The sequence below is a fragment of the Caproicibacter fermentans genome (assembly GCF_009746625.1).
In the GTDB taxonomy this organism is placed as follows: Bacteria; Bacillota; Clostridia; order Oscillospirales; family Acutalibacteraceae; genus Caproicibacter; species Caproicibacter fermentans.
The window spans coordinates 1-18,291 of record NZ_VWXL01000084.1 but is presented as its reverse complement, the minus strand read 5'-3'; the positions used below and the strand labels follow the sequence as shown (position 1 = coordinate 18,291).

The 18,291-nt window shown below is 57.6% G+C and carries 21 protein-coding genes and 2 rRNA genes; 1 reads left to right on the top strand and 22 read right to left on the bottom strand.

Annotated features, from left to right (window positions below):
* Positions 1-176: 176 nt before the first annotated feature.
* On the top strand, positions 177-620 hold the full coding sequence (locus CAFE_RS14360; protein ID WP_156991010.1) for a hypothetical protein: 444 nt from the start codon (positions 177-179) through the stop codon (positions 618-620).
* Between the two features lie 470 nt (positions 621-1,090).
* Here CAFE_RS14360 and CAFE_RS14355 read toward each other — a convergent pair whose 3' ends face one another.
* From CAFE_RS14355 to CAFE_RS14250, 22 genes are all read right to left on the bottom strand, one after another.
* The gene (locus CAFE_RS14355; RefSeq protein WP_156991009.1) at positions 1,091-1,381 is read right to left on the bottom strand and encodes a hypothetical protein; all 291 of its coding nucleotides are present in this window, start codon (positions 1,379-1,381) and stop codon (positions 1,091-1,093) included.
* Positions 1,382-1,397: 16 nt separating this feature from the next.
* Positions 1,398-1,841: an NUDIX hydrolase gene (locus tag CAFE_RS14350; protein WP_156991077.1), complete on the bottom strand. Its 444-nt coding sequence runs from the start codon at positions 1,839-1,841 to the stop codon at positions 1,398-1,400.
* Between the two features lie 2 nt (positions 1,842-1,843).
* A complete protein-coding gene (locus tag CAFE_RS14345) occupies positions 1,844-2,434 on the bottom strand; it encodes an Rnf-Nqr domain containing protein (protein ID WP_156991008.1) in 591 nt (196 codons plus the stop codon).
* Positions 2,434-3,075: an Rnf-Nqr domain containing protein gene (locus CAFE_RS14340; RefSeq protein WP_156991007.1), complete on the bottom strand. Its 642-nt coding sequence runs from the start codon at positions 3,073-3,075 to the stop codon at positions 2,434-2,436. Before CAFE_RS14340 ends, CAFE_RS14345 begins: the two co-directional genes overlap by 1 nt.
* Complete coding sequence (locus tag CAFE_RS14335; RefSeq protein ID WP_066647040.1) at positions 3,072-4,043, bottom strand: RnfABCDGE type electron transport complex subunit D; 972 nt, start codon at positions 4,041-4,043, stop codon at positions 3,072-3,074. The genes CAFE_RS14340 and CAFE_RS14335 overlap by 4 nt, the downstream gene beginning before the upstream one ends.
* Positions 4,040-5,062: a 4Fe-4S dicluster domain-containing protein gene (locus tag CAFE_RS14330; RefSeq protein ID WP_066647042.1), complete on the bottom strand. Its 1,023-nt coding sequence runs from the start codon at positions 5,060-5,062 to the stop codon at positions 4,040-4,042. The genes CAFE_RS14335 and CAFE_RS14330 overlap by 4 nt, the downstream gene beginning before the upstream one ends.
* 15 nt (positions 5,063-5,077) lie before the next feature.
* Entirely contained in the window at positions 5,078-5,728 is a 651-nt protein-coding gene (rpe, locus tag CAFE_RS14325; RefSeq protein ID WP_156991006.1) for a ribulose-phosphate 3-epimerase, read from the bottom strand.
* 200 nt (positions 5,729-5,928) lie between these two features.
* Entirely contained in the window at positions 5,929-6,198 is a 270-nt protein-coding gene (locus CAFE_RS14320) for a hypothetical protein (RefSeq protein WP_066647047.1), read from the bottom strand.
* 132 nt (positions 6,199-6,330) lie between these two features.
* On the bottom strand, positions 6,331-7,788 hold the full coding sequence (locus CAFE_RS14315) for a 3D domain-containing protein (RefSeq protein ID WP_156991005.1): 1,458 nt from the start codon (positions 7,786-7,788) through the stop codon (positions 6,331-6,333).
* Positions 7,789-8,311: 523 nt separating this feature from the next.
* Positions 8,312-8,785, bottom strand: coding sequence for a GNAT family N-acetyltransferase (locus CAFE_RS14310; RefSeq protein WP_156991004.1), 474 nt, complete (start codon positions 8,783-8,785; stop codon positions 8,312-8,314).
* Between the two features lie 129 nt (positions 8,786-8,914).
* Positions 8,915-9,316, bottom strand: a complete 402-nt coding sequence (gene rpsI / locus CAFE_RS14305) for a 30S ribosomal protein S9 (protein ID WP_066647051.1) — start codon at positions 9,314-9,316, stop codon at positions 8,915-8,917.
* A 15-nt stretch (positions 9,317-9,331) separates the two neighbouring features.
* Positions 9,332-9,760 (bottom strand): 50S ribosomal protein L13, encoded by a 429-nt coding sequence (rplM, locus tag CAFE_RS14300; RefSeq protein ID WP_156991003.1) that lies wholly within the window; start codon positions 9,758-9,760, stop codon positions 9,332-9,334.
* A gap of 365 nt (positions 9,761-10,125) precedes the next feature.
* Positions 10,126-10,533 (bottom strand): DUF1284 domain-containing protein, encoded by a 408-nt coding sequence (locus CAFE_RS14295; protein ID WP_156991002.1) that lies wholly within the window; start codon positions 10,531-10,533, stop codon positions 10,126-10,128.
* Entirely contained in the window at positions 10,530-11,081 is a 552-nt protein-coding gene (locus CAFE_RS14290; RefSeq protein WP_066647056.1) for a biotin transporter BioY, read from the bottom strand. Before CAFE_RS14290 ends, CAFE_RS14295 begins: the two co-directional genes overlap by 4 nt.
* A gap of 199 nt (positions 11,082-11,280) precedes the next feature.
* Positions 11,281-12,294, bottom strand: a complete 1,014-nt coding sequence (gene aroF, locus CAFE_RS14285; RefSeq protein ID WP_207708891.1) for a 3-deoxy-7-phosphoheptulonate synthase — start codon at positions 12,292-12,294, stop codon at positions 11,281-11,283.
* A gap of 213 nt (positions 12,295-12,507) precedes the next feature.
* The gene (locus CAFE_RS14280; RefSeq protein ID WP_156991001.1) at positions 12,508-13,374 is read right to left on the bottom strand and encodes an AraC family transcriptional regulator; all 867 of its coding nucleotides are present in this window, start codon (positions 13,372-13,374) and stop codon (positions 12,508-12,510) included.
* A 135-nt stretch (positions 13,375-13,509) separates the two neighbouring features.
* Positions 13,510-13,625, bottom strand: a 5S ribosomal RNA gene (rrf, locus tag CAFE_RS14275).
* 155 nt (positions 13,626-13,780) lie between these two features.
* Positions 13,781-15,376, bottom strand: coding sequence for a putative ABC exporter domain-containing protein (locus CAFE_RS14270; protein WP_156991000.1), 1,596 nt, complete (start codon positions 15,374-15,376; stop codon positions 13,781-13,783).
* Positions 15,348-16,082: an ABC transporter ATP-binding protein gene (locus CAFE_RS14265; protein ID WP_066647067.1), complete on the bottom strand. Its 735-nt coding sequence runs from the start codon at positions 16,080-16,082 to the stop codon at positions 15,348-15,350. Before CAFE_RS14265 ends, CAFE_RS14270 begins: the two co-directional genes overlap by 29 nt.
* Positions 16,083-16,124: 42 nt before the next feature.
* The gene (locus tag CAFE_RS14260) at positions 16,125-16,577 is read right to left on the bottom strand and encodes a zinc ribbon domain-containing protein (RefSeq protein WP_156990999.1); all 453 of its coding nucleotides are present in this window, start codon (positions 16,575-16,577) and stop codon (positions 16,125-16,127) included.
* Positions 16,578-17,072: 495 nt separating this feature from the next.
* On the bottom strand, positions 17,073-17,768 hold the full coding sequence (locus tag CAFE_RS14255; protein ID WP_066647071.1) for a non-canonical purine NTP pyrophosphatase: 696 nt from the start codon (positions 17,766-17,768) through the stop codon (positions 17,073-17,075).
* A 408-nt stretch (positions 17,769-18,176) separates the two neighbouring features.
* Positions 18,177-18,291 (bottom strand): 23S ribosomal RNA (locus CAFE_RS14250); the annotation flags it as partial.

The following is an 18,291-nucleotide window of genomic DNA, read 5'->3' as shown; positions in this document are numbered from 1 at the left end:
CGCAGGAAAGGGCTGACTATGCAGGATTTAACAAGGTTGTTTCTGGAAATTGATAGCAGGAAACGGCGGGGCTCCGTTTTGGAAAACAGACTTGTAAACCGCCGAAAACCGGTCTATAATAACTTTATCTTTTTCATTTAAAAATCAGCCTGAACGGCTTTGATGGAGGTATCACCGTGAAAAAAACTGCCGGACTTCTTGCCGCCGTGATTTTATCGGCCGCCCTGATTCTTTCGGCCTGTTCCGCCCGCACCCCGGTTTCGGCCGACGATTTTCAAAAGAAAGCCGAAGCCGCCGGTTATCAGGTAACGCAGGACACTTCCTACGGTTCCGACGCGAAATCGCTCCTCGCGTCCAAAAGCGGTTCCGACACGCAGTTTGCGTTTACCGTGTTTACGGATTCTTCCTCGGCGCAGCAGAAATACGCTTCGCTGAAAAAAAGCCTGACGGTGACCGGCGGGGAAAGCACGGTCGACGCGGACGCGTACAATAAATACACCGCGGAGAACGGAGAAATTTATTATACCATCATCCGCATGGACAATACCCTGCTCGACTGCAAGGGCACGATCGCAAAGAAAGACGAAGTCGACAGCTTCGTCAAAACGGTCAAATATTAAAGGGATGAAAGAGACAGACAGCGCGCTGAAACGGCGCGCTGTCTGTCTCCTTTTCACAAACACCGAAAACATCCGGGCCCCCGGGCGGATGGAGGGCGGTGGCACGCCCGAGCTCCCGCCCCGCCGGGTTCCGGCTGCCGCAAGGCACAAAAAAACGCCGTACACGGATTCTCATCCATATACAACGCTGACAAAAACACAAGCGAATCCGGAAAACACCCCCTGTACAAACGGACGAACAGGCGGTATAATAGAAACCGCAATGCGCTGATGATTCAGTTGTGTATGGAGGCTGTTTCTCCGTATGCAGGAGGCCGGTGCGCCAACACCTGTCTCCGCATTGCACTTTTTGTGCCTTACAAGATCATGATACCACTTTCGCCTTTGATGTCAAGGGCAAACCGGCAAAATTTGCCTGAAAATGAAACGCGGAATCTTTCGCCTCAAGGCGGCGGAAGATTCCGCGTTTTTTAATTTTTGACTTCCGTTACGGTTCCGGTTTCCGTGTCCAGGCTGAAATAATACGCCGGATACGAGCCGGTGTCCCCGACGCAGCGCATCTGCTGCGTCCGGTACAGGATGGCCCCGTCCTTGTACGACGCGGTGATCTCCGTGCCGCCGCACAAATCCCCAAAGCTCTCCGTGCCGCAGACCTTCGTTTTTCCGGTTCCGTCCAGCCGGATCTTGTCGATCTCGTCAAGCGTATTGAAGTAATAGACCCAGCTCCCCGCGATGCACGGGCACAGGACGAGCCTGATCAAAAAACGGGGTGCTTTTTTATCCTTCTTTGATCTGCCGCAGCACGCGGCGGAACAGCTGCGGCTGGATGTCGGGGTAGGTCAGGCAGTCCGGAGCGGGGAATTCGTCCCTCAGGGCGGTTTCCGCAATCTCAAACGGCGGCAGCGGGCCGAAATCCTCGATCTCCGCGAAGAAAAGCATCCCGAAATTTTCCGTTCCGTGATTGATGCTGCCGGAAACGCCGTACACGCATACCGGCGAAAGCGAAAAGCGGGCCGCGCCGGTTTCCTCGTAAAGCTCCCTGCGCGCGGCCTGCGTAATTTCCTCCCCCGGCTCCCTGTGACCGCCGGGCACTTCCCAGGTATGCCGGTCGCGGTGGCGGCACAAGACCCATTTGCCTCCGCTGCGGGCAACGATCACGGCGTATTTCAGCAGGGAGGGATCGACGGTTTCATAAAACCGTACCACGGTATCGGTTTTCATCTTCAAAACACCTTTCCCCCGGCAAACCCGGCGAACGCCATCGACAGGATGCCGATGTATAAAATCGACGCGGGAAGGCCGCTGAACGCCTCCGGAATATCCGGGTTGCGGCATTTCGCCTCCGCGTGCATCAAAACCTCCGAAGCCAGATAAAACGCCGCGCCGGTCCCGAGCGCGTACCCCGCCGCCTGAGCCGGGTCGAACGCGAACTGATACTGCACATAGGGCATGGCAAGGACGACCGTGTTGACCGCCGCCGGCGCGAGGACCGGCGCGATCCTGCTCAGAATCCGCGCCGGAAGCAGGGCCCGCAGCAGGAGAAAGGTCGCAAGATACGCGACGGCCGCTGCCGCCGCAAGGCATGCGGAGCGCAGAGGCGCCCTTATCCCGTAAGCGGCCGGAAGGAAGGGGGCGAGCCAGACTCCGGCAAACATGGAAGCAAGCGAAAACCAGGTAACCGCCAGCGCGTAAATCCCGACGGTATCCGGCCTTTGCGCACAGCGCAGCGCGCGGCTGAAACCGCTGCCGCCCGCAAACAGGAGATTTTCCGTGCCGACCGCCAAAAGGGCGGTCATCACCAGTCTGAAAAACATCACGGATTCCCCCTTCCGATCCGCCGGGCGCCGCCGGCCCTGAGCCGGTTGACCCACTGGATCAAAGCCGCCAGAAACCCGATTGCCAGAAAACCCGCGAACGGAAGGTCCGCCGCGCGGCCTATGACAAACCCGATTCCCGCCGGCAGACGGAACGTGCCGAGCAGGGCCGAACGCAGCATCGAAACAAGAAATGCGACGGCGGAAAACCCGGCGGAACAGCCGAGCGAATCGGCAGCGGCCGCCACGGCCACATGCTCCGGCGCGTATTCCTCCGCGCGGGAATAAACAACCGAGTTGCAGATCATCAGGCCCGCGGCCATGCCGAGGCTCGTAACGGAGCCGGGCATCAGCAGGTTGGCGAGGTACCCCGCCGGAATGTAAAACCCCGCGGATATCAGGAGGACCAGCCCGGGGCGGAACCAGCGCGGAACCAGCATGCCCAGCGCGCAGAGCACCAGCGAAGTCGGAAGCGACACCGCGAAAAACAGAACGGAAAGCGCCGCCGCGTTTTTCAGGCTCCACGCCGCGGCGGCCACCGGGTACATGCCGAGCGCCCCGATCAGCACGGGGTTGCGGAACAGCAGGCCGTTTAGAAAAATCGAGCCCGCTCCGCGCAGAACCAGCCTGTTATTCTTCATGACGGCTTCCCCTCCCACCCGCGGAACCAGAACACGGCGGAATCCATCAGCGGCGCGGCCGCGTTCGCAATCAGCAGCGCGAAGCACGCGCCCTGTTCATACGCGCCGAACCAGCGGAACGCCATTGCCGCCGCGCCGGCAAACGCCCCGTAAAGGCACCGCCCCGAAAACGTGCGCGGCGCGGTGACCGGATCGGTCACCATAAATACGGAAACAAAAAACAGCGACCCCGACAAAAGCTCATATTTGACGGAGGTCAGCGGACTGCACAGAATGCGCGGAAACATCGCCGCGATCAGCGCCGCCGTGCCGAGAAAGCAGACGGTCGTTTCCGGTTTTGCCGACCTTGACAGGAACAGAAGAACGCCGCAGGCCCCAATGACCAGAACCGCCGTGGAACCGAGCGGGCCGGGAAAATTGCCCCACAGCATGTTCAGCGGCAGGATGTCCGGTTTGAACCCCTGCTTCAGCACCGCCGCGGGGGACTGCGCCGTGCTGAACGATCCTGCGCCGAACAGCGGAAAGGCCGCCTGCTCTGCGGGGTCAAAGTAAGAAAACACCTGCTTCGGCCAGCAAAGCGATGCAAACGCGACGCCGGCGGCGGCGGGGTTGAACGGGTTGCGCCCAAACCCGCCGAACGGTTCCCGGACCACCAGGACGGCGAAAGCGGAGGCGGCGCAGGGCAGCCAGAGAGGCGTATTCAGCGGCAAAAGCATCGGGACCATCAGGCCCGTTACCAAAACCGAAATCTCGGAAATGGAGATGCTCTTTCTGCGGACCAGGCAAAACAGGATCCGGCAGATCAGCGCGGTCAGCATGGACGCCCCGGCGACCACGAGCGGGCGGAGCCCGTAATTGACGACGGGAATGATCAGCAGCGCCAGCAAGGCCAGCAGCATCCTGCTCATCATGGAAAAAACGGTAAATTCGCTTTTCACATAGGGCGAGGCTGCGTTTGTCAGGGTCATGGATCACTCCTGCCTTCCTTGATTTTTTCCGCGCGTTCCACTGCCGCCGCAAGGGGAATCTGCGACGGGCAGACAATGCTGCAGGCCTGACACCGGATGCAGCGCTCGACGTTAAACAGCCGGAACGGGTTCGGCGACCCGGTCTCCAGCTGCTGCAGAATCAGCCACGGGATAATGCCGCGCGGGCAGGCGCGCTCGCACCGCCCGCATCCCACGCAGGGCAGCGCGGGACGCCGCGGAAGGCGTTTTATCGCGATGACGCAGCGGGTGACCGCCGTCACCGGCTCCGAAAGGTCGGTGACGCATCTGCCGTTGACCGAGGACCCCACCGCGACCGCCGCCGTACCGGGAACCGGCTTCCCCGCCGCAAGCACATCCCGCAGCGGCGTGCCGATGCGAACGCGGCAGTTGACCCAGTTCGACGCGCCGTCGCCCGCCACCGTGACGACCGTTTCACTTTGCGCCAGGCCGCGGTCTGCCGCCGCCGTGAGGGCGGCGCAGGCCTGCGCGCCGATCAGCCCCGCCTTCCCGCCCTGATCGGCCAGTTTTCTTTGCAGCAGCGCGACCGCGGGGTAGCGGGCTCCCGCAACCAGAAACGCCGCGCCGGGGCAGTCTTTGCGGACGCGGTTCACCTCTTCGCGGGACGCGGCCGCGATTTTCCGATTCCGGACGCCGCAGGCCTGGGCCGCGAGCTCCAGCCCGGCCAGCACCTGGTCGGCATTTTCCCTCAGCACCGCCTGGGCGGCGGAAGTCTTCGGGTCCTCGTCAAAACAGACGGCAATCAGCTCCGCCGTCTGTGCCGCGGCAAAACGCTCCAGCTTCTCCGCGAGCGGCTCGCCGTCCAGCTCGTCCACAATTCCCGCCATACGCGCCGCGCCCAGAATCTTCGCGGGACCCGCCTTTTTGCGCAGAGGCGCGAACATCTTCGGCGCCGACAGCTTTTTCGGCGCCGGGATGGTAATGATCCGGTTCTTCAGCGAGGGTTCCTTTTCAAGCTCCAGTTTTACACCGCACGGCATCGCACCGTACCTCCGTTATTCCCGGCCCGCTCCGGCCGCCGCCTTGAGTTCCCGGATCGCCTGCGCGGCATCCGGCGCTTTGAAAATGCCGGTCCCCGCGACGCAGACGTCAACGCCCGCCCGCGCGGCCTCGGCAACCGTTTCCGAATTGATTCCGCCGTCCACCTGCACCAGCAGGTCCGGCTTCGCCCGCTTCAGCTCTTTGACCTTTTCCATCATGTCGGGCATGAATTTCTGCCCGCCGAACCCCGGCTCCACCGTCATGACGAGCACCATGAAAAGCCTGTCGAGGTACGGAAAAACCGCGCGCGCGGGCGTGCCCGGCTTGACCGCCATCGCGGGTTTGGCCCCGCCGGAGAGGATCAATTCAATCGTTTTGTCCGGGTCGGAGGACGACTCCGCGTGAAAGGTAACGAGGTCGGCGCCCGCCTTTAAAAATTCAGGCGCGTAGCGCAGCGGCTCGTCGATCATCAGATGCACGTCGAACGGCTTGTCCGTAAACGGCCGCATCGCGGCAATGACCGGCGGCCCGAAGGTCAGGTTCGGGACAAAATGCCCGTCCATCACGTCAAGATGAATCCAGTCGGCGCCGGAAATATCCATCCGGATAATTTCATCGCTCAGCTTTGAAAAGTCCGACGCCAGCATGGAAGAGGAAATCAGCATAAACTCAGCCCCCTGTTTGCTCCTATTGTACCTTACTTCGCCGCTTTTTTCAACTGAATCCGATGCGCTATCACAGGTGTCTGCCGGAGCCGGGCTCCGGCAGACAATCTATGATAAAGCGGTTTCAATATATTGGCCCCGCACTCTATTGTATGCTGCGGCTGTGAATTTGGCAGTAAAAAACCGGGAATTGCGCGGCTCTATTCCCTTTTGTTCTTTTCGCGGGTCTTTTTCATTTCGCGCGCGAATTCCACACAGGCAAGGCAGAGCGCCGCCGCGGTGATTGCCCGCAGCGCCCAGCCCCACGCGCCGGCAAAAAGATTCAGCCCGGTGCAGGCGCCCGCCGCCCACCACGCGCCGAGGATCAGAAAAAATCCGCCGATGGGGTAAAACACACGGTTTTCCCCTCCCATGCGGAAAATCAGGATCACGCCGACCAGCACCCACAGCGCGGCGTAAAAATAAGCCATGAGAAGGTTCCCTCCCTCATTTTTGTTCCGCTCTCACTATAACCCGGCCCGTCCCCGGTGTCAACAGGATTCCGGCCCGCTGCGGCGCAAAAAAGCGGAGACCTTAACGGCCTCCGCTCCGCCATCCCTTGCTTACAGGACATAAACATTCATGGTTCTGGTGCCGATCTTCATGCACTGCGAGTAGCTGTCGTAATACAGATCGGCGATGATGATGCCGCGCATCGCGGCGCCGCCCGTATCCGAGGCGACGGCATACCCGTAAACCAGCTTTCCGTCCGGCGAGGCGATATACAGCTTCGTTCCGTAGGGAATCAGGTTCGGATTGACCGCCACGCGCCCGAACGCGGCCTTGGCTCCCGTGGAGGTCCAGCCGCCCCCGGTGTAGCAGGAGCATTTTCCGGTCAGAACTTTTTTATATTTTATCGTTTTTCCGCTTTTATCCGTCAGAGTCCCGTTGGACCCGACCGCCCTCACCGCGGTCTTCTTTGTGCCGACCAGCGTGACCTGATCAACCGGCTTTGTCACGACGGACGTGCTCACGGTCTGCGTTTCGGCGACCTTGCCGTCGACCAGCTTCCGGCGCAGGACCACCTGTGCGCTCCCGTTTTTGCCCGCCGTCTTAATCTTCGTTTTCCCGGCGGCAAGAGAGGAATCCTTCTGCGTGATCTTTTGGAACGGAACTTCACGCGTTTCGGTCTCTTCTTTGTAAGTGACGCGGGAAACGTCGATTTCCATTCCCTGATTGACCGTTTCGTCCGGCGAAACATTCAGCGTGTCTTCCGAACCGAGCGAAACGCCCGCCTGCCGGACCGCGTCGGAAACGCTGCCCTCTTTGACGGTGGCGGAAACCTTCGCGCCGTCCACGGCAACCGTGACCCGCACCATCCGCGTTACCTGAATGCCGGTTCCGTCTTCGACCGGCTTGCTTTCGGCGGGAGTCACCAGGTCGTCGGAGTCAAGGCTGACGCCGGCCTGATCCAGCACGTCGCCCACCGTGTCGCCGTAATGCGCGGTGACCGTTTTGTCCGTTCCGTCCGCTTCAACGTTAACTTTCCGCGCGGTTTTCACCGTGATGAGGACGTCGCCGGCATGATCCGGGTCGTCGCTGCGCGAAATCAGGTCGTCGGGGCCGGTCTGAACCCCTGCCTTCAAAAGAATCTGGTCCGTTTCCGGGGAGGTCATTTCCACACGGCTTGCGGCCCCGTCGCATGTGACGGTCGCAAGATGGGTGGAAGCCATTACCGTTTCAACCGAACCGACCGTTACAAGAACCATCAGGAAAAGCGCCGCGCCCTGTTTTAACAGCGCGGAACGCAGCGCCGAGTCCCTGTCCAAAATCCTTTCGCGAAGGAACAGAAGCGCGACTTCTTTCCGTCCGCACACTGTCGCGGCCAGCTGACGAAACAGCCCGGCCCTCCGCGCCGAATTCAGATTTTTCCACAGGCCCATAAAAAAGCGGCAGATCCGCGCCTTCGCTCCCGACACAGAAGCGCCGGCCCGCCGAAGCAGCCCGGAATGACAGGCGTTTTTCATCGTCTTTGCAAGCCTTTGAAAAAAACGGAAAACAGGCTCGAGTTTCTTACGCATAAATTCACCCTTTCCCTTCAGTCGGCGAATGTTTTTCAGGTATGTTTCCCCACTTGCCGGCTGTCAGTGCTGAGGATTTCTATCGATGCGAGATATTATATTCACCGATTGCCCATATGTCAAATCATCACGGCGTTTTAATTTGTGCAAGTTTCACATACGTTAACCGTTTTTAGTTCCTGATCTGACATTATTACCGGTGGTGGATGGTTGAAAGCGACCTCGATTTCTGTGCAACATGTAAGAAAATGACCGGTTACAAACCTGTTACAACTGTTACAGCCCTGTTTTTTATGCGGGATCGGCACCAAAATTGCTTTTTCTCGTTCACACTTTGTACACAAATACTCCGAAAAGCGCGCGGCACCTGGATTTTCGATTTACTGCAGTTTTTATTATATTTTGTAACTTTTTGTCATGCGTTTGTATCTGTTTCTTCTTGATTGAAATAAAAAAATCCCCTGCAATATTTCTTTTGCAGGGGATTAACCCGGGTGCCGCGCTTTCTGAAAACACGGCCTGTTTAAAGCCGCTGTTCCAGTATGATGCTTCGTTCAGACATTCCCATTTCCCGATAAAGCCGGTACGCTGCCCGGTTGAAGGACCAAACCGTCAGCTCCATGCTTTCCGCTCCTTTCCGCCGGGAGATATTCCTTGCCTCTTCCAGCAGGCGCTTCCCGATTCCGCGGTTCCTGAGCCTTTCCATGACGCACAGATCGTTGACAAACGCCACCGTGCGTTTTTTCAACTCCGGCCTTTCCGACGGGCTCCGCAGCGTGACGGAGCAGAAGCCCGCGACCCCGCCTTCCTTTTCCTGAGCGACGATGGTGAATTTCCCCGCATTCTCCAGCAACGAGGCATACTCCTCTTCCGTCATCGGGTCCGCCTCCGCGAAAACATCCGGCCGCGCGGACACGTGAAGCCGATGAAGGCAGCAAAGCAGCTCATGAACCGCGCCATAGTCGCTTTTTCCCGCCGTTCTAATCAAGAGTTCCATCGTGTTTGTCTCCTTCCTCCAACCGTTCGCAAAGCCTCCCGCGCCAAAGCCGCGGACATGGACAAAGCGACCCTTTGCAAAAAAGGCCCGGCGCCGATGCGCCGAGCCCTGAATGCTTTTCCAATAAAATTATCTCTTTGAGAACTGGGGTGCGCGGCGGGCTGCTTTCAGACCGTACTTCTTACGTTCCTTCATTCTCGGGTCGCGGGTCAGGAACCCGGCCTTTTTCAGAATGGAGCGGAGGTTTTCGGTGTCATACTGCAGCAGAGCCCTGGCAATGCCGTGACGGATTGCGCCGGCCTGGCCGGTTACGCCGCCGCCGGCAACGCGGCAGACAACGTCGAACTTTTCGTCGGTCTTGGTCAGAACAAGCGGCTGGCGAACGATCAGCTTGAGCGTCTCCAGGCCGAAATATTCGTCAATGTCACGGTCGTTGATCGTGATTTTACCGCTGCCCTGGTAAACCCTGACGCGCGCGACACTGCTTTTTCTTCTTCCGGTTCCGTAAAAATAAGGTGCTTTTTCGTACATAGTTTGATCCTCCCCTTACAGTTCCCAGGTCTGCGGCTTCTGGGCGGCGTGGCTGTGCTGGTCGCCCTCAAACAGGCGAAGCCTTGCCATTGCGGCGCGGCCAAGTGCATTGTCCGGGATCATACCCTTGACGGCAAGTTCCATTGCCTTGCAGGGCTTCTCTTCCATCAGGGTAGATGCTTTTACCTTCTTCATGTGGCCGACATACAGCGTTGGCTGATAGTAGATCTTCTTGTGCAGCTTGCCGCCGGTCAGAACCGACTCGCGGCAGTTGATGATAATGACATGGTCGCCGCAGTCGACATGCGGTGCGAAAATTGTTTTATGCTTGCCGCGAAGCAGAGCGGCAGCCTGTGCGGCAACGCGCCCAAGCGGCTTTCCGGCGGCGTCGATGACATACCACTTGTGCTCAACACTGCCGGCTTTCGGCATATAGGTGGACATGGTTGTTACCTCCTGAAATTTGATCGGCATCCTCTTATTCCCAATTGTTGCGGGAATCAAAACCGCGCGCTGAATCCGCGCGGGAATTTGCATATTTGATCTTACCACACGCCCGGTTCCGTGTCAAGATAAAAAGTCCAAAATTTTAATATAGGAAGCCCAAACTCTTTCTATCTCTTTATAATGCCCCAAATCTTTCGTTTTCTCAGGTTTCATTTCAAATTGTTCTTCCTGTCCGCTGTTTTCCGCCGGCATACAATTGTTAACTAATTCACTGTGTTAAGTTTACAATTCGGGACGTTCCGGACAAACCAGACAGAGAAACGCCGCCGAAAGAACCGGCGGCGTCTGCATTGCTGTTTTTCTCAGCGCGAAGCGCGGATTTTTTCCTGTTGTTCCCGGCAGACGGAGTCCCATCGGCAGTCGGAGCAAACTGCGGCGCGGGCCGCCGGGGAGAGGACGACGCGCTGCGCGATTTTCTCAAGCTCGCTCCAGGTAAGGATCTGGCCAAGCGACAATCCAAAAGCCGAAAGGCATTTTTCATCGTACCGCGAGGATTTTTCGGCGGATGCGCAGACGCCGCCCGCGTTGTTCGGGCAGCGGGCGCAGACGCGGTCCGCTCCTCCGGTCAGCACAACCCTGCCGTCCGGATGTTCCCGCAGCCTGTTTTGTACCGCGGCCATCCCGGAAACAAAATCGTCGCCGTACCCTTTGCCGACAAAAAACCGCAGGCAGAGCGCATGGTGAGGCCTGAGGGGAAGCGGCCCGCTCATGCCGCGCCGGCGCTGCGGTTCAGCCGGTCGTACACCCTGCCGAGCTGGGCCGAAACCGCGGCTGCAACCGCGATTTTCAGCGCGTCGCCAATCAGGAACGGAAACACGCAAAGCGTCAGGGATTCCCAGAGAGCGCGTTTTGTCACGATCATGAACCACGCGGTGCCAAGAAAGTAGCAGACCGCAGACCCGGCCGCCATGGAAACCGCGAGCGAAACCGGCCCGCGCCCGAACCTGCCCACCATCGTCCCGATCACCCACGCGGCCGCTGCGTACCCGATGATATAGCCGCCCGTCGGTCCGGCGATCACTCCGATTCCCCCGCTGAATTCGGCAAAGACCGGCAGCCCGGCAGCCCCAAGAAGAATGTAAACCGTCTGGCTGACCAGTCCCCCGGCGGCGCCGAGGATGCCGCCCGCCAGAAAAACGGACAGCGTCGCAAGATTGATCGGCACGGGGCCGACCGGCACGGCAAACTGTGAGAGCACGGCCGTCAGCGCCGCGAACATCGCGCAGGCAGTCAGCTCGAAAGTTGTCTTCTTTTTCATTCAGATCTCTCCTTTTCTAATAGTATAAGGATTTCCGCCTTAATTGTCAACCATATTAATTATTTTAGTTAACAATAATTGCAAGAATCAACGTACTGCCGCTTATTTTGCCTGAACCTCACCGTCGCCGCCGTGGGATGATTCCATAAAAAATCCGCCGCGGAAATTTCCGCGGCGGTTTCGTGCATCCCCGAATCAATTAAATTTCGCGCCCCACGGCGCGGGCCACCTCCGCCGCTTTGTGAAACAGCGACGCGTAAGCGTCCACCGTAAGCTGCTGGGCGGCGTCGCTCAACGCCTGCTTCGGGTTCGGGTGAACCTCAACAATTAACCCGTCGGCGCCCGCCGCGACTCCCGCGAGCGCGAGCGGCTCCACATAAGCGGCTTTCCCCGCCGCGTGGGACGGGTCTACTATAATAGGAAGGCTGCTGCGCTCCCTGACGACCGGAACGGCGGAAACATCAAGCGTATTGCGGGTCGCCGTTTCGAACGTGCGGATGCCTCGCTCGCACAGGACGACGCCGCAGTTGCCCTCGCTCATAATGTACTCGGCGGCGTCCAGCCATTCCTCGACGGTGGAGGCAATGCCGCGCTTGAGCAGCACCGGGACGCCGGTGCGCCCCACCTCCCGCAGAAGCCGGAAATTCTGCATATTGCGCGCGCCGATCTGGAACATGTCGCAGTACTGTTCCGCGAAAGCCAGCTGCTCGTGGTCGGTCACTTCGCTGACAACCGGCAGGCCGGTCTCATCCCCCGCCCGGCGAAGCATTTTCAGGCCCTCTTCCTCCGTTCCCTGAAACGAATAGGGGGATGTTCTCGGCTTGTACGCGCCTCCGCGCAGGAGCGCTGCGCCGACCGCCTTGACGCCTTCGGCGGCTTTCAGTATCTGTTCCTGGTTCTCCACCGCGCAGGGGCCCGCGATCATCACCACTTTCTTTGCGCCGAAGGTCACATTGCCGACCCGCACGGTTCTTCCCTCCGGGACCATGTCCCGGCTGGCGAGTTTATAAGAATGCATGATCGGGACGCATTTTTCGACCCCGTCCATCAATTCCAGATTTGCGTCGCTCAGCTTCGTCTTGTCACCCAGCACGCCGATAATGGTCGTCTGGCTGCCTGTGGAAAGATTCGCGCCCAGCCCGTATTCCTTCAGCAGCTGAATAATGTTTTCCACATGATCCCGCGTGCAGTTTTTCTTCATTACGATAATCAATTCTGGTGCCCCTTCCTGCCGTATCTTCTGATGCTATTTTACACTTTAAAGCGCCAAAATACAAGTGGCAAAACAGCCTCCATTTCGTATGGAAACGCGCGCTTTCTATACTATATATATAGACAGCGCATTTTTACCCGTTGAAACACTCCTGATCCCAAAAAAGCGCCCGGAAAACCCGGGCGCCCTCTTCTGTGAAATACCGTATGAAAGCTATGCCTTTTTTACGACGGGAATCCAAACCGCACTGTGATAATCCGGCGCATTCATGTCGCCCTTTTCATAGACCTCCAGCTCCGGCCCGTCCGCGTGCTCGTAGCCGCTGGAGGGAAACCATTCCGAAAAGATGCGCTTCCACACATCCTGAATCGCGCCCGGCATCGGGCCGACGGATTCGAACACCGCCCACGTCCGTTTCGGAACCGCAAGCGTTTCCATCCCGTCGGGGATTTGGCTTCCGTCGTGCTCCGCGGCGCAGTAATAGTCGAAATCGTCGGTCTGTTCGCTGAAATTTGTGCAAATGCCGAGCGCGCCGATGCTTTTGTCCGCCAAAGGCTGCAGATAGTCAAAGGTGCCGTCCTGAGAGCATTTGGCGCAAAACTGCGGGATCACCCGGTAATTTTCACCGTCCTTGCAGGACACCCTCAATTTTTTCCCGACAACGGTGAAAGCTTCTTTCTCAATCAGCTTATAATTCAAAACGCAGTCCCCTTTCAAGGTAATCTGGATCGAAAGCTTCCCGATGGACCTGAGATTTGCCCCCGGCGCGCGCGCAGCCGAGGGGGAGATGCCGTGAAAGCGCCGGAACGCCCGGGTAAACGCCTCCGGCGTGGAGTACCCGTACCGCAGCGCGACATCGATCACCTTCGCGCCGGACAATGACAATTCCTGACCCGCAAGCGTCAGCCTGCGCCGGCGCAGGTATTCGCCCACCGTTATTCCGGTCAGGATTTCGAACATCCTCATGAAGTGGAAGGGAGAGGAGCCCGCCTCCCGGGCGATTCGCGTGAAGTCCGCCGGTTCTGTCAGATGCTCTTCCATATAGTCGATCGCGCCGCGCATTCCCTGAATCCAGTCCATCCTGATTCCTCCGTCCGTGTTTTTATCATACCATGCCGGTGCCCCGTTTTCCTGTCTTTCCCTGCTTTTGTCAGACAAGATCCTGATTCAAACATGATAAAAAAAACAGCCACCCTATTGGGTGACTGCTTCTTATGTTGGCGCCACCTATTGTCCCGGGCCGTTACCAGCCAAGTATCTTCGGCGCAGATGAGCTTAACTTCCGTGTTCGGAATGGGAACGGGTGTACCCTCATCGCAATCGGTACCAACTTGTTTTCGTGTTTTGGCGACTTAGATATAATACCACGGTCTGCGACAAAATGCAAGCATAAATTGAAGATTACTCCGTTTTTTTTAAGCCGCCGGCACAAAAACGGGGATCAGCCGGTCAAATGGACCGATCAAATGCTCTGACTCGCGGAAAATCAATTTTCCCAGGATGACAGAAGATTCCGGCATCCGTAAAAAATACAAAGGGACGCGGCGATATTCCATGCGACGAGCGGCAGGGCCGCCAAAAGCGGCGCGGCGCCCGCGAATGAGGCCGCCTTCATGGCAAAGACCGCAATCAGCGTTCCGGCAATGCCGGGCGACATGACCAGGAGTAAAAGCATCATATACAGAACCATGGTGACGCCGCGGTTCGGCACGCTGCCCAGGGCCCGCCTGCCCAGAACGCCCCCCGCGGTAAACAGGAATCCGAACGCCGCGTAACTCAGGGCGCAGGCCAGCGCCGAGAAAGGATTCGCGCGGAGAACGGCGCAGAGAACCGCAAAAACGATGAATCCGTCCACGGCGGGCTTCATCACCGTGGAAAGGCCGGCCCAGAACAGCTTGCGGAACGGGTCTTCCGGCACCAGATACAGATACGGTTTTTCCAGTTCGCGGGACCAGTCTCCCGATGCGTTCTGGAAAAACAGGATATAAACGCTCAGGCCGCAGCCGGAAAGAAGCATCGCGTCCGCCGTCGCGGGGTCCGCCTTGCCGCTGCCGATCAGCGCCATGATTCCCGCCACACCGAGATTGACCAGCAGGAGAAGCAGAGTGGAACCGCCGACCAGCGCAAACCGGCTGCTTCTTCTCGCCTCGCAGAGATGCTTGTAGAAAAACGCGCTTGCGCCCCAGCCATTGCCGATTCCGGTACTTCCGACCTTTTTGCCCCTGCCGACGTTGATTCCGCGCTTTTCTTTCGCGGCGCGGCGCAGCTCAAAGGTTTTTTCGGCGTTGCTCAAAACGTCCTCGTAATAATCCGCGTCGATTTTCAAAAGGAAAAAAATCACCAGCGCGAGGAAAATCGCGGTCAGCGCGGCATATAGCGCCGCAGCGCTCAAATTTCCGGCCATCACGGCAAACACGGCGCCCCTCGCCCAGCCGACAACGGGGAGATTGTCCAGAACCGGAGACGCCGCCGCCTTGATAACCGCCGTCAGGCTCAGGCCCGTCCTTGCCTGAAACAGCACATACATCGCAGCCAGAAGCGGAACCGCCAGAATTCCCGCCTTGATTGCCGCGCGTTGGGACGGCCCCCGGTTCGCGACGCAGTACAGCAGCAGCGACAGCGCCTGCACAACGACCAGAAACAGCGCAGTTCCCAGAATCAGCGTGACAACGTCCGCGGCGGTGATCCCGAAGCTGTCAATCAGCATCCCGCTGTAAAACAGCAGGAAGGCGAAACCGGCGAACGTCTTGCCCGTCTGCCGCACAAGACCGTAAGCGAGAATCGTTTTCGGCGAAACCGGAGACACGAAAAGAAGGTTCACATCCGGCAGGCGGAACAGCGAGGAGCCGGATTCCAGCGAGGCCAGCGCGGTGATCGTCCCCAGCGCGAGAAGCCAGACGAGAAAGCCGCTTTGCAAAATTGCCGGGTCAAGCCGCCCCTGTGAATTCGACGGCATGTCCAGAAGCATCCAGACAATCAGCGCCGCGGAGGCCAGAACCGCGATCAGACGCGCCGGCCGCCGCACCAGCTTGACAGCCGAATTTTTCAGCTGCTTACGCGCTATGTACAGAATCGCTTCCAAGTTCCTCCCCCTTCCCTTCCGTAATCGAGAAGAACAGCTGCTCCAGGCTTTCGCCGCCGGTCTCCATTTCGCGGCGCGTCCGTTCCGCGGCGATTTTTCCGTTCATCATAATCAGCGCCCGGTCCCAAACCTGCCGAACGGTGTCGAGCATGTGGGTGCTGACCAGCACGGAACAGCCGCGTGCGCGCAGCTCTTCCATCATTTCCCGCAGTTCCTTGATGGCGTGCGGGTCAAGCCCGACCAGCGGCTCGTCCAGCAGGACGGCTTTCGGCTCCGGCAGCAGCGCGCAGCAGATACTCAGCTTCTGCTGCATCCCTTTCGAAAGCTCGCCGCCCAGCTTTTTCTGCTTGTCCTCCAGCTCCAACCGCTCCAAGAGGACGTCGGCTTTTTTCTGCCAGTCCTCCACACGGTAGGCCCGCGCGATAAACTCCAAATGCTCCCGCACCGTCAGGGACTCCATCGGCGCCGGGATTTCCGGGATATAGCCGAAAAGCCGTTTCGCCTCCACGCTTTTATTGGGATGCCCGCAGACCGTTACGCTGCCCTGAAACCGCAGCAGTCCGGCGATGCACTTGATCGCGGTCGATTTGCCCGCCCCGTTCGGCCCGGCAAGAACCGCGACCTCTCCGTCCTGCACGCGAAAGCTCAAGTCGTCATTCGCAAGCAGCTTGCGGTATTTTTTTGTCAGATGTTGTATTTCAAGCATAGCTTCTCCTGTATTTCCTTCGTTTTCCCTTGTTCCTTCTATTTAAAAAATCACGCGGTACCGCATCATAAAGACGCCGAAAAACAGCATCACCAGAATCATCAGCAGGATCCCCGCGGCAATCACCGCGATTCCGCCGATCATTTCCTTTCTGGCCCGGGACGCAAGCACCTGAGCGTACGGGTTCGCCTCAGCCGCCGCGGGATTTTTTTCTCCGCATTTCGGGCAGCAGAAATCGGAAGCGTCGTGCGGATACCCGCAGTTGGCGCACCGGACCAGCCTGCGGCCTGAGCCGCGCACGCAGAGATAGATAATCCCCGGAATGATGCCGAGGAATCCGACCGCAAGGCCCCAGATCACCGCGTCCGGATTCCCCTGTGACTGCGCGTCGTGATAAGCGGCAAGGCCGAATAAAACGTGCTCCGCCACAAAGAGCAGGCTGACAAACAGCATCATTGTCATTGCGATCAGACTAATTCCGGAGCTAACGACCATAAAGAGTCCTCCTAAATATTATATTAATACAATAATACAATGGTTTTTGACTGCTGTCAAGAACGTTCCCGTTTGCTTATCCTAATCATACTGTATTTTCTTATCTTTTTCAAACCCAATATGAGACATGCAAAATCTAGCATTTTTTCCGAATAACTTTTTCCTGTTTTCTCCCAATGATTTCCGATTCCACAAGAGCAATAATTCAGATCAGCTTAGAATCGATCATAAATTCCTAGTAAGGAGGGAACCGGCATGACGCCGCCCGCCTGATTAAAGTTCGGCCTCAGCGAGCGCAGAGTTGTCCGGTCGGGCGGCAATTTTGCAGAAAGGCATCTCCCGGTTCCGCCTGAATCAGGATCCCTTTCAATAGATGAAAAAGCGGGGACGTGATGCCTCCGCTTTCTTTTTGTCTGCTCCTGCACCCAAAAAGTAAGTCTCAGTGGGGCGGCCGCCGGATAGCATTACGATTCGTATTTATATTATTATTTATTACTATTTGTTTATATGCTTCTCAGGGCTTTTCCCTGCTCTCGTGCTGACGATAGATTCAAGGTCTCTTCCCGTCTGTTTCCCCGTTTTGCAAAAGCGGCAAGCCGTGGATTCAAAGAACTGATGGAAGCCTTTCCGCAACATAGAATCGTCGGTCCGCTCCGCCGGAAGGTCATAAAAATACTTTCCGGTCTCCGGGTCTATTGAAAGGCTGTCGAGCGGAAATCCCTTGACCCGCTTTGGATGCGGCTGTGAGGTCATCAGAAAAGATTTTCCGGATAACTGCTTCGCCATGCTTTCATAGAGATGCGACTCATTGAATACAAAGCAAACCGCGTTCCGGTACGTTGCCCTGATTCTGCCGTAGCGAAGCGCCAAGCCACTGTAATACGCAATCATTTCGTCGTCGCTGAGCTGCATGCCGTTCACCCTTCTGACATGAACCCCCGGCTGCAGATCATCGGGCAGGCCTTCAAAATAGAGTCCGGAGTCGCAGGAAAAGACCGGCCTGTGAAAAAGCTTATAATACGCCGTCGCTTTTATGCGGGCGTTCTCCAGCGGCGAGTCACCCGTTTCTACAATTTCCGGAACCAATACACCGAGCTCTTTGAGTCCGACAATTTTCAGGTCCAAATCAGCCAATGCGCGTCTCATGAGAGCAAGTTTGGCCTGATTTCCCGTCCCGTAAAGCAATTCCATGCCGCATCCCTCCCGTTCCGGAATCCTTGATCCTGACCTAAGCCCCTGCCTACCGCACATAAAAAGAGGCGATTGAATACAGTTCAACGCATAAGTTAACCCGAGGCGGGAGGGGGCTGCGCCTCAAGGCCCGGGGCTTTCTTACGCGTCTAAAATCGGTCCCCATCGCGTTTCATGGAAGCCGCCTATGCTGCTCTGAAACCGAATTATCAGAATAATCAGCTTGCGTTTTTTGCTCCCTGCCAAAGTTTTTTGATTCCCGTCAATGCCTGAAATTTTCGTATGACAATGAAAAAGACCTGCCTTAACGGCAGGTCTTCCATTTCCGGACACTGGGCACAAAGGGTACCCTCAAAACTGAACAAAACTGGAAGCAGAAAAAGGGAAATGAAGGGTCGAACCAAAAATATGGTCAAGCCCTCGGCCTATTAGTACTGCCAAGCTGAACACGTTACCGTGCTTACACACGCAGCCTATCAACCTTGTAGTCTTCAAGGGGCCTTACCAGCTTATGCTGTGGGAT

Coding starts and splice junctions, on each gene's coding strand:
- CAFE_RS14350 (WP_156991077.1), bottom strand. CDS start 1,841: ATGAAAACCGATACCGTGGTACGGTTTTATGAAACCGTCGATCCCTCC.
- CAFE_RS14345 (WP_156991008.1), bottom strand. CDS start 2,434: ATGTTTTTCAGACTGGTGATGACCGCCCTTTTGGCGGTCGGCACGGAA.
- CAFE_RS14340 (WP_156991007.1), bottom strand. CDS start 3,075: ATGAAGAATAACAGGCTGGTTCTGCGCGGAGCGGGCTCGATTTTTCTA.
- CAFE_RS14335 (WP_066647040.1), bottom strand. CDS start 4,043: ATGACCCTGACAAACGCAGCCTCGCCCTATGTGAAAAGCGAATTTACC.
- CAFE_RS14330 (WP_066647042.1), bottom strand. CDS start 5,062: ATGCCGTGCGGTGTAAAACTGGAGCTTGAAAAGGAACCCTCGCTGAAG.
- rpe (WP_156991006.1), bottom strand. CDS start 5,728: ATGCTGATTTCCTCTTCCATGCTGGCGTCGGACTTTTCAAAGCTGAGC.
- CAFE_RS14320 (WP_066647047.1), bottom strand. CDS start 6,198: ATGGCTTATTTTTACGCCGCGCTGTGGGTGCTGGTCGGCGTGATCCTG.
- CAFE_RS14315 (WP_156991005.1), bottom strand. CDS start 7,788: ATGCGTAAGAAACTCGAGCCTGTTTTCCGTTTTTTTCAAAGGCTTGCA.
- CAFE_RS14310 (WP_156991004.1), bottom strand. CDS start 8,785: ATGGAACTCTTGATTAGAACGGCGGGAAAAAGCGACTATGGCGCGGTT.
- rpsI (WP_066647051.1), bottom strand. CDS start 9,316: ATGTACGAAAAAGCACCTTATTTTTACGGAACCGGAAGAAGAAAAAGC.
- rplM (WP_156991003.1), bottom strand. CDS start 9,760: ATGTCCACCTATATGCCGAAAGCCGGCAGTGTTGAGCACAAGTGGTAT.
- CAFE_RS14295 (WP_156991002.1), bottom strand. CDS start 10,533: ATGAGCGGGCCGCTTCCCCTCAGGCCTCACCATGCGCTCTGCCTGCGG.
- CAFE_RS14290 (WP_066647056.1), bottom strand. CDS start 11,081: ATGAAAAAGAAGACAACTTTCGAGCTGACTGCCTGCGCGATGTTCGCG.
- CAFE_RS14280 (WP_156991001.1), bottom strand. CDS start 13,374: ATGGACTGGATTCAGGGAATGCGCGGCGCGATCGACTATATGGAAGAG.
- CAFE_RS14265 (WP_066647067.1), bottom strand. CDS start 16,082: ATGCTTGAAATACAACATCTGACAAAAAAATACCGCAAGCTGCTTGCG.
- CAFE_RS14260 (WP_156990999.1), bottom strand. CDS start 16,577: ATGGTCGTTAGCTCCGGAATTAGTCTGATCGCAATGACAATGATGCTG.
- CAFE_RS14255 (WP_066647071.1), bottom strand. CDS start 17,768: ATGGAATTGCTTTACGGGACGGGAAATCAGGCCAAACTTGCTCTCATG.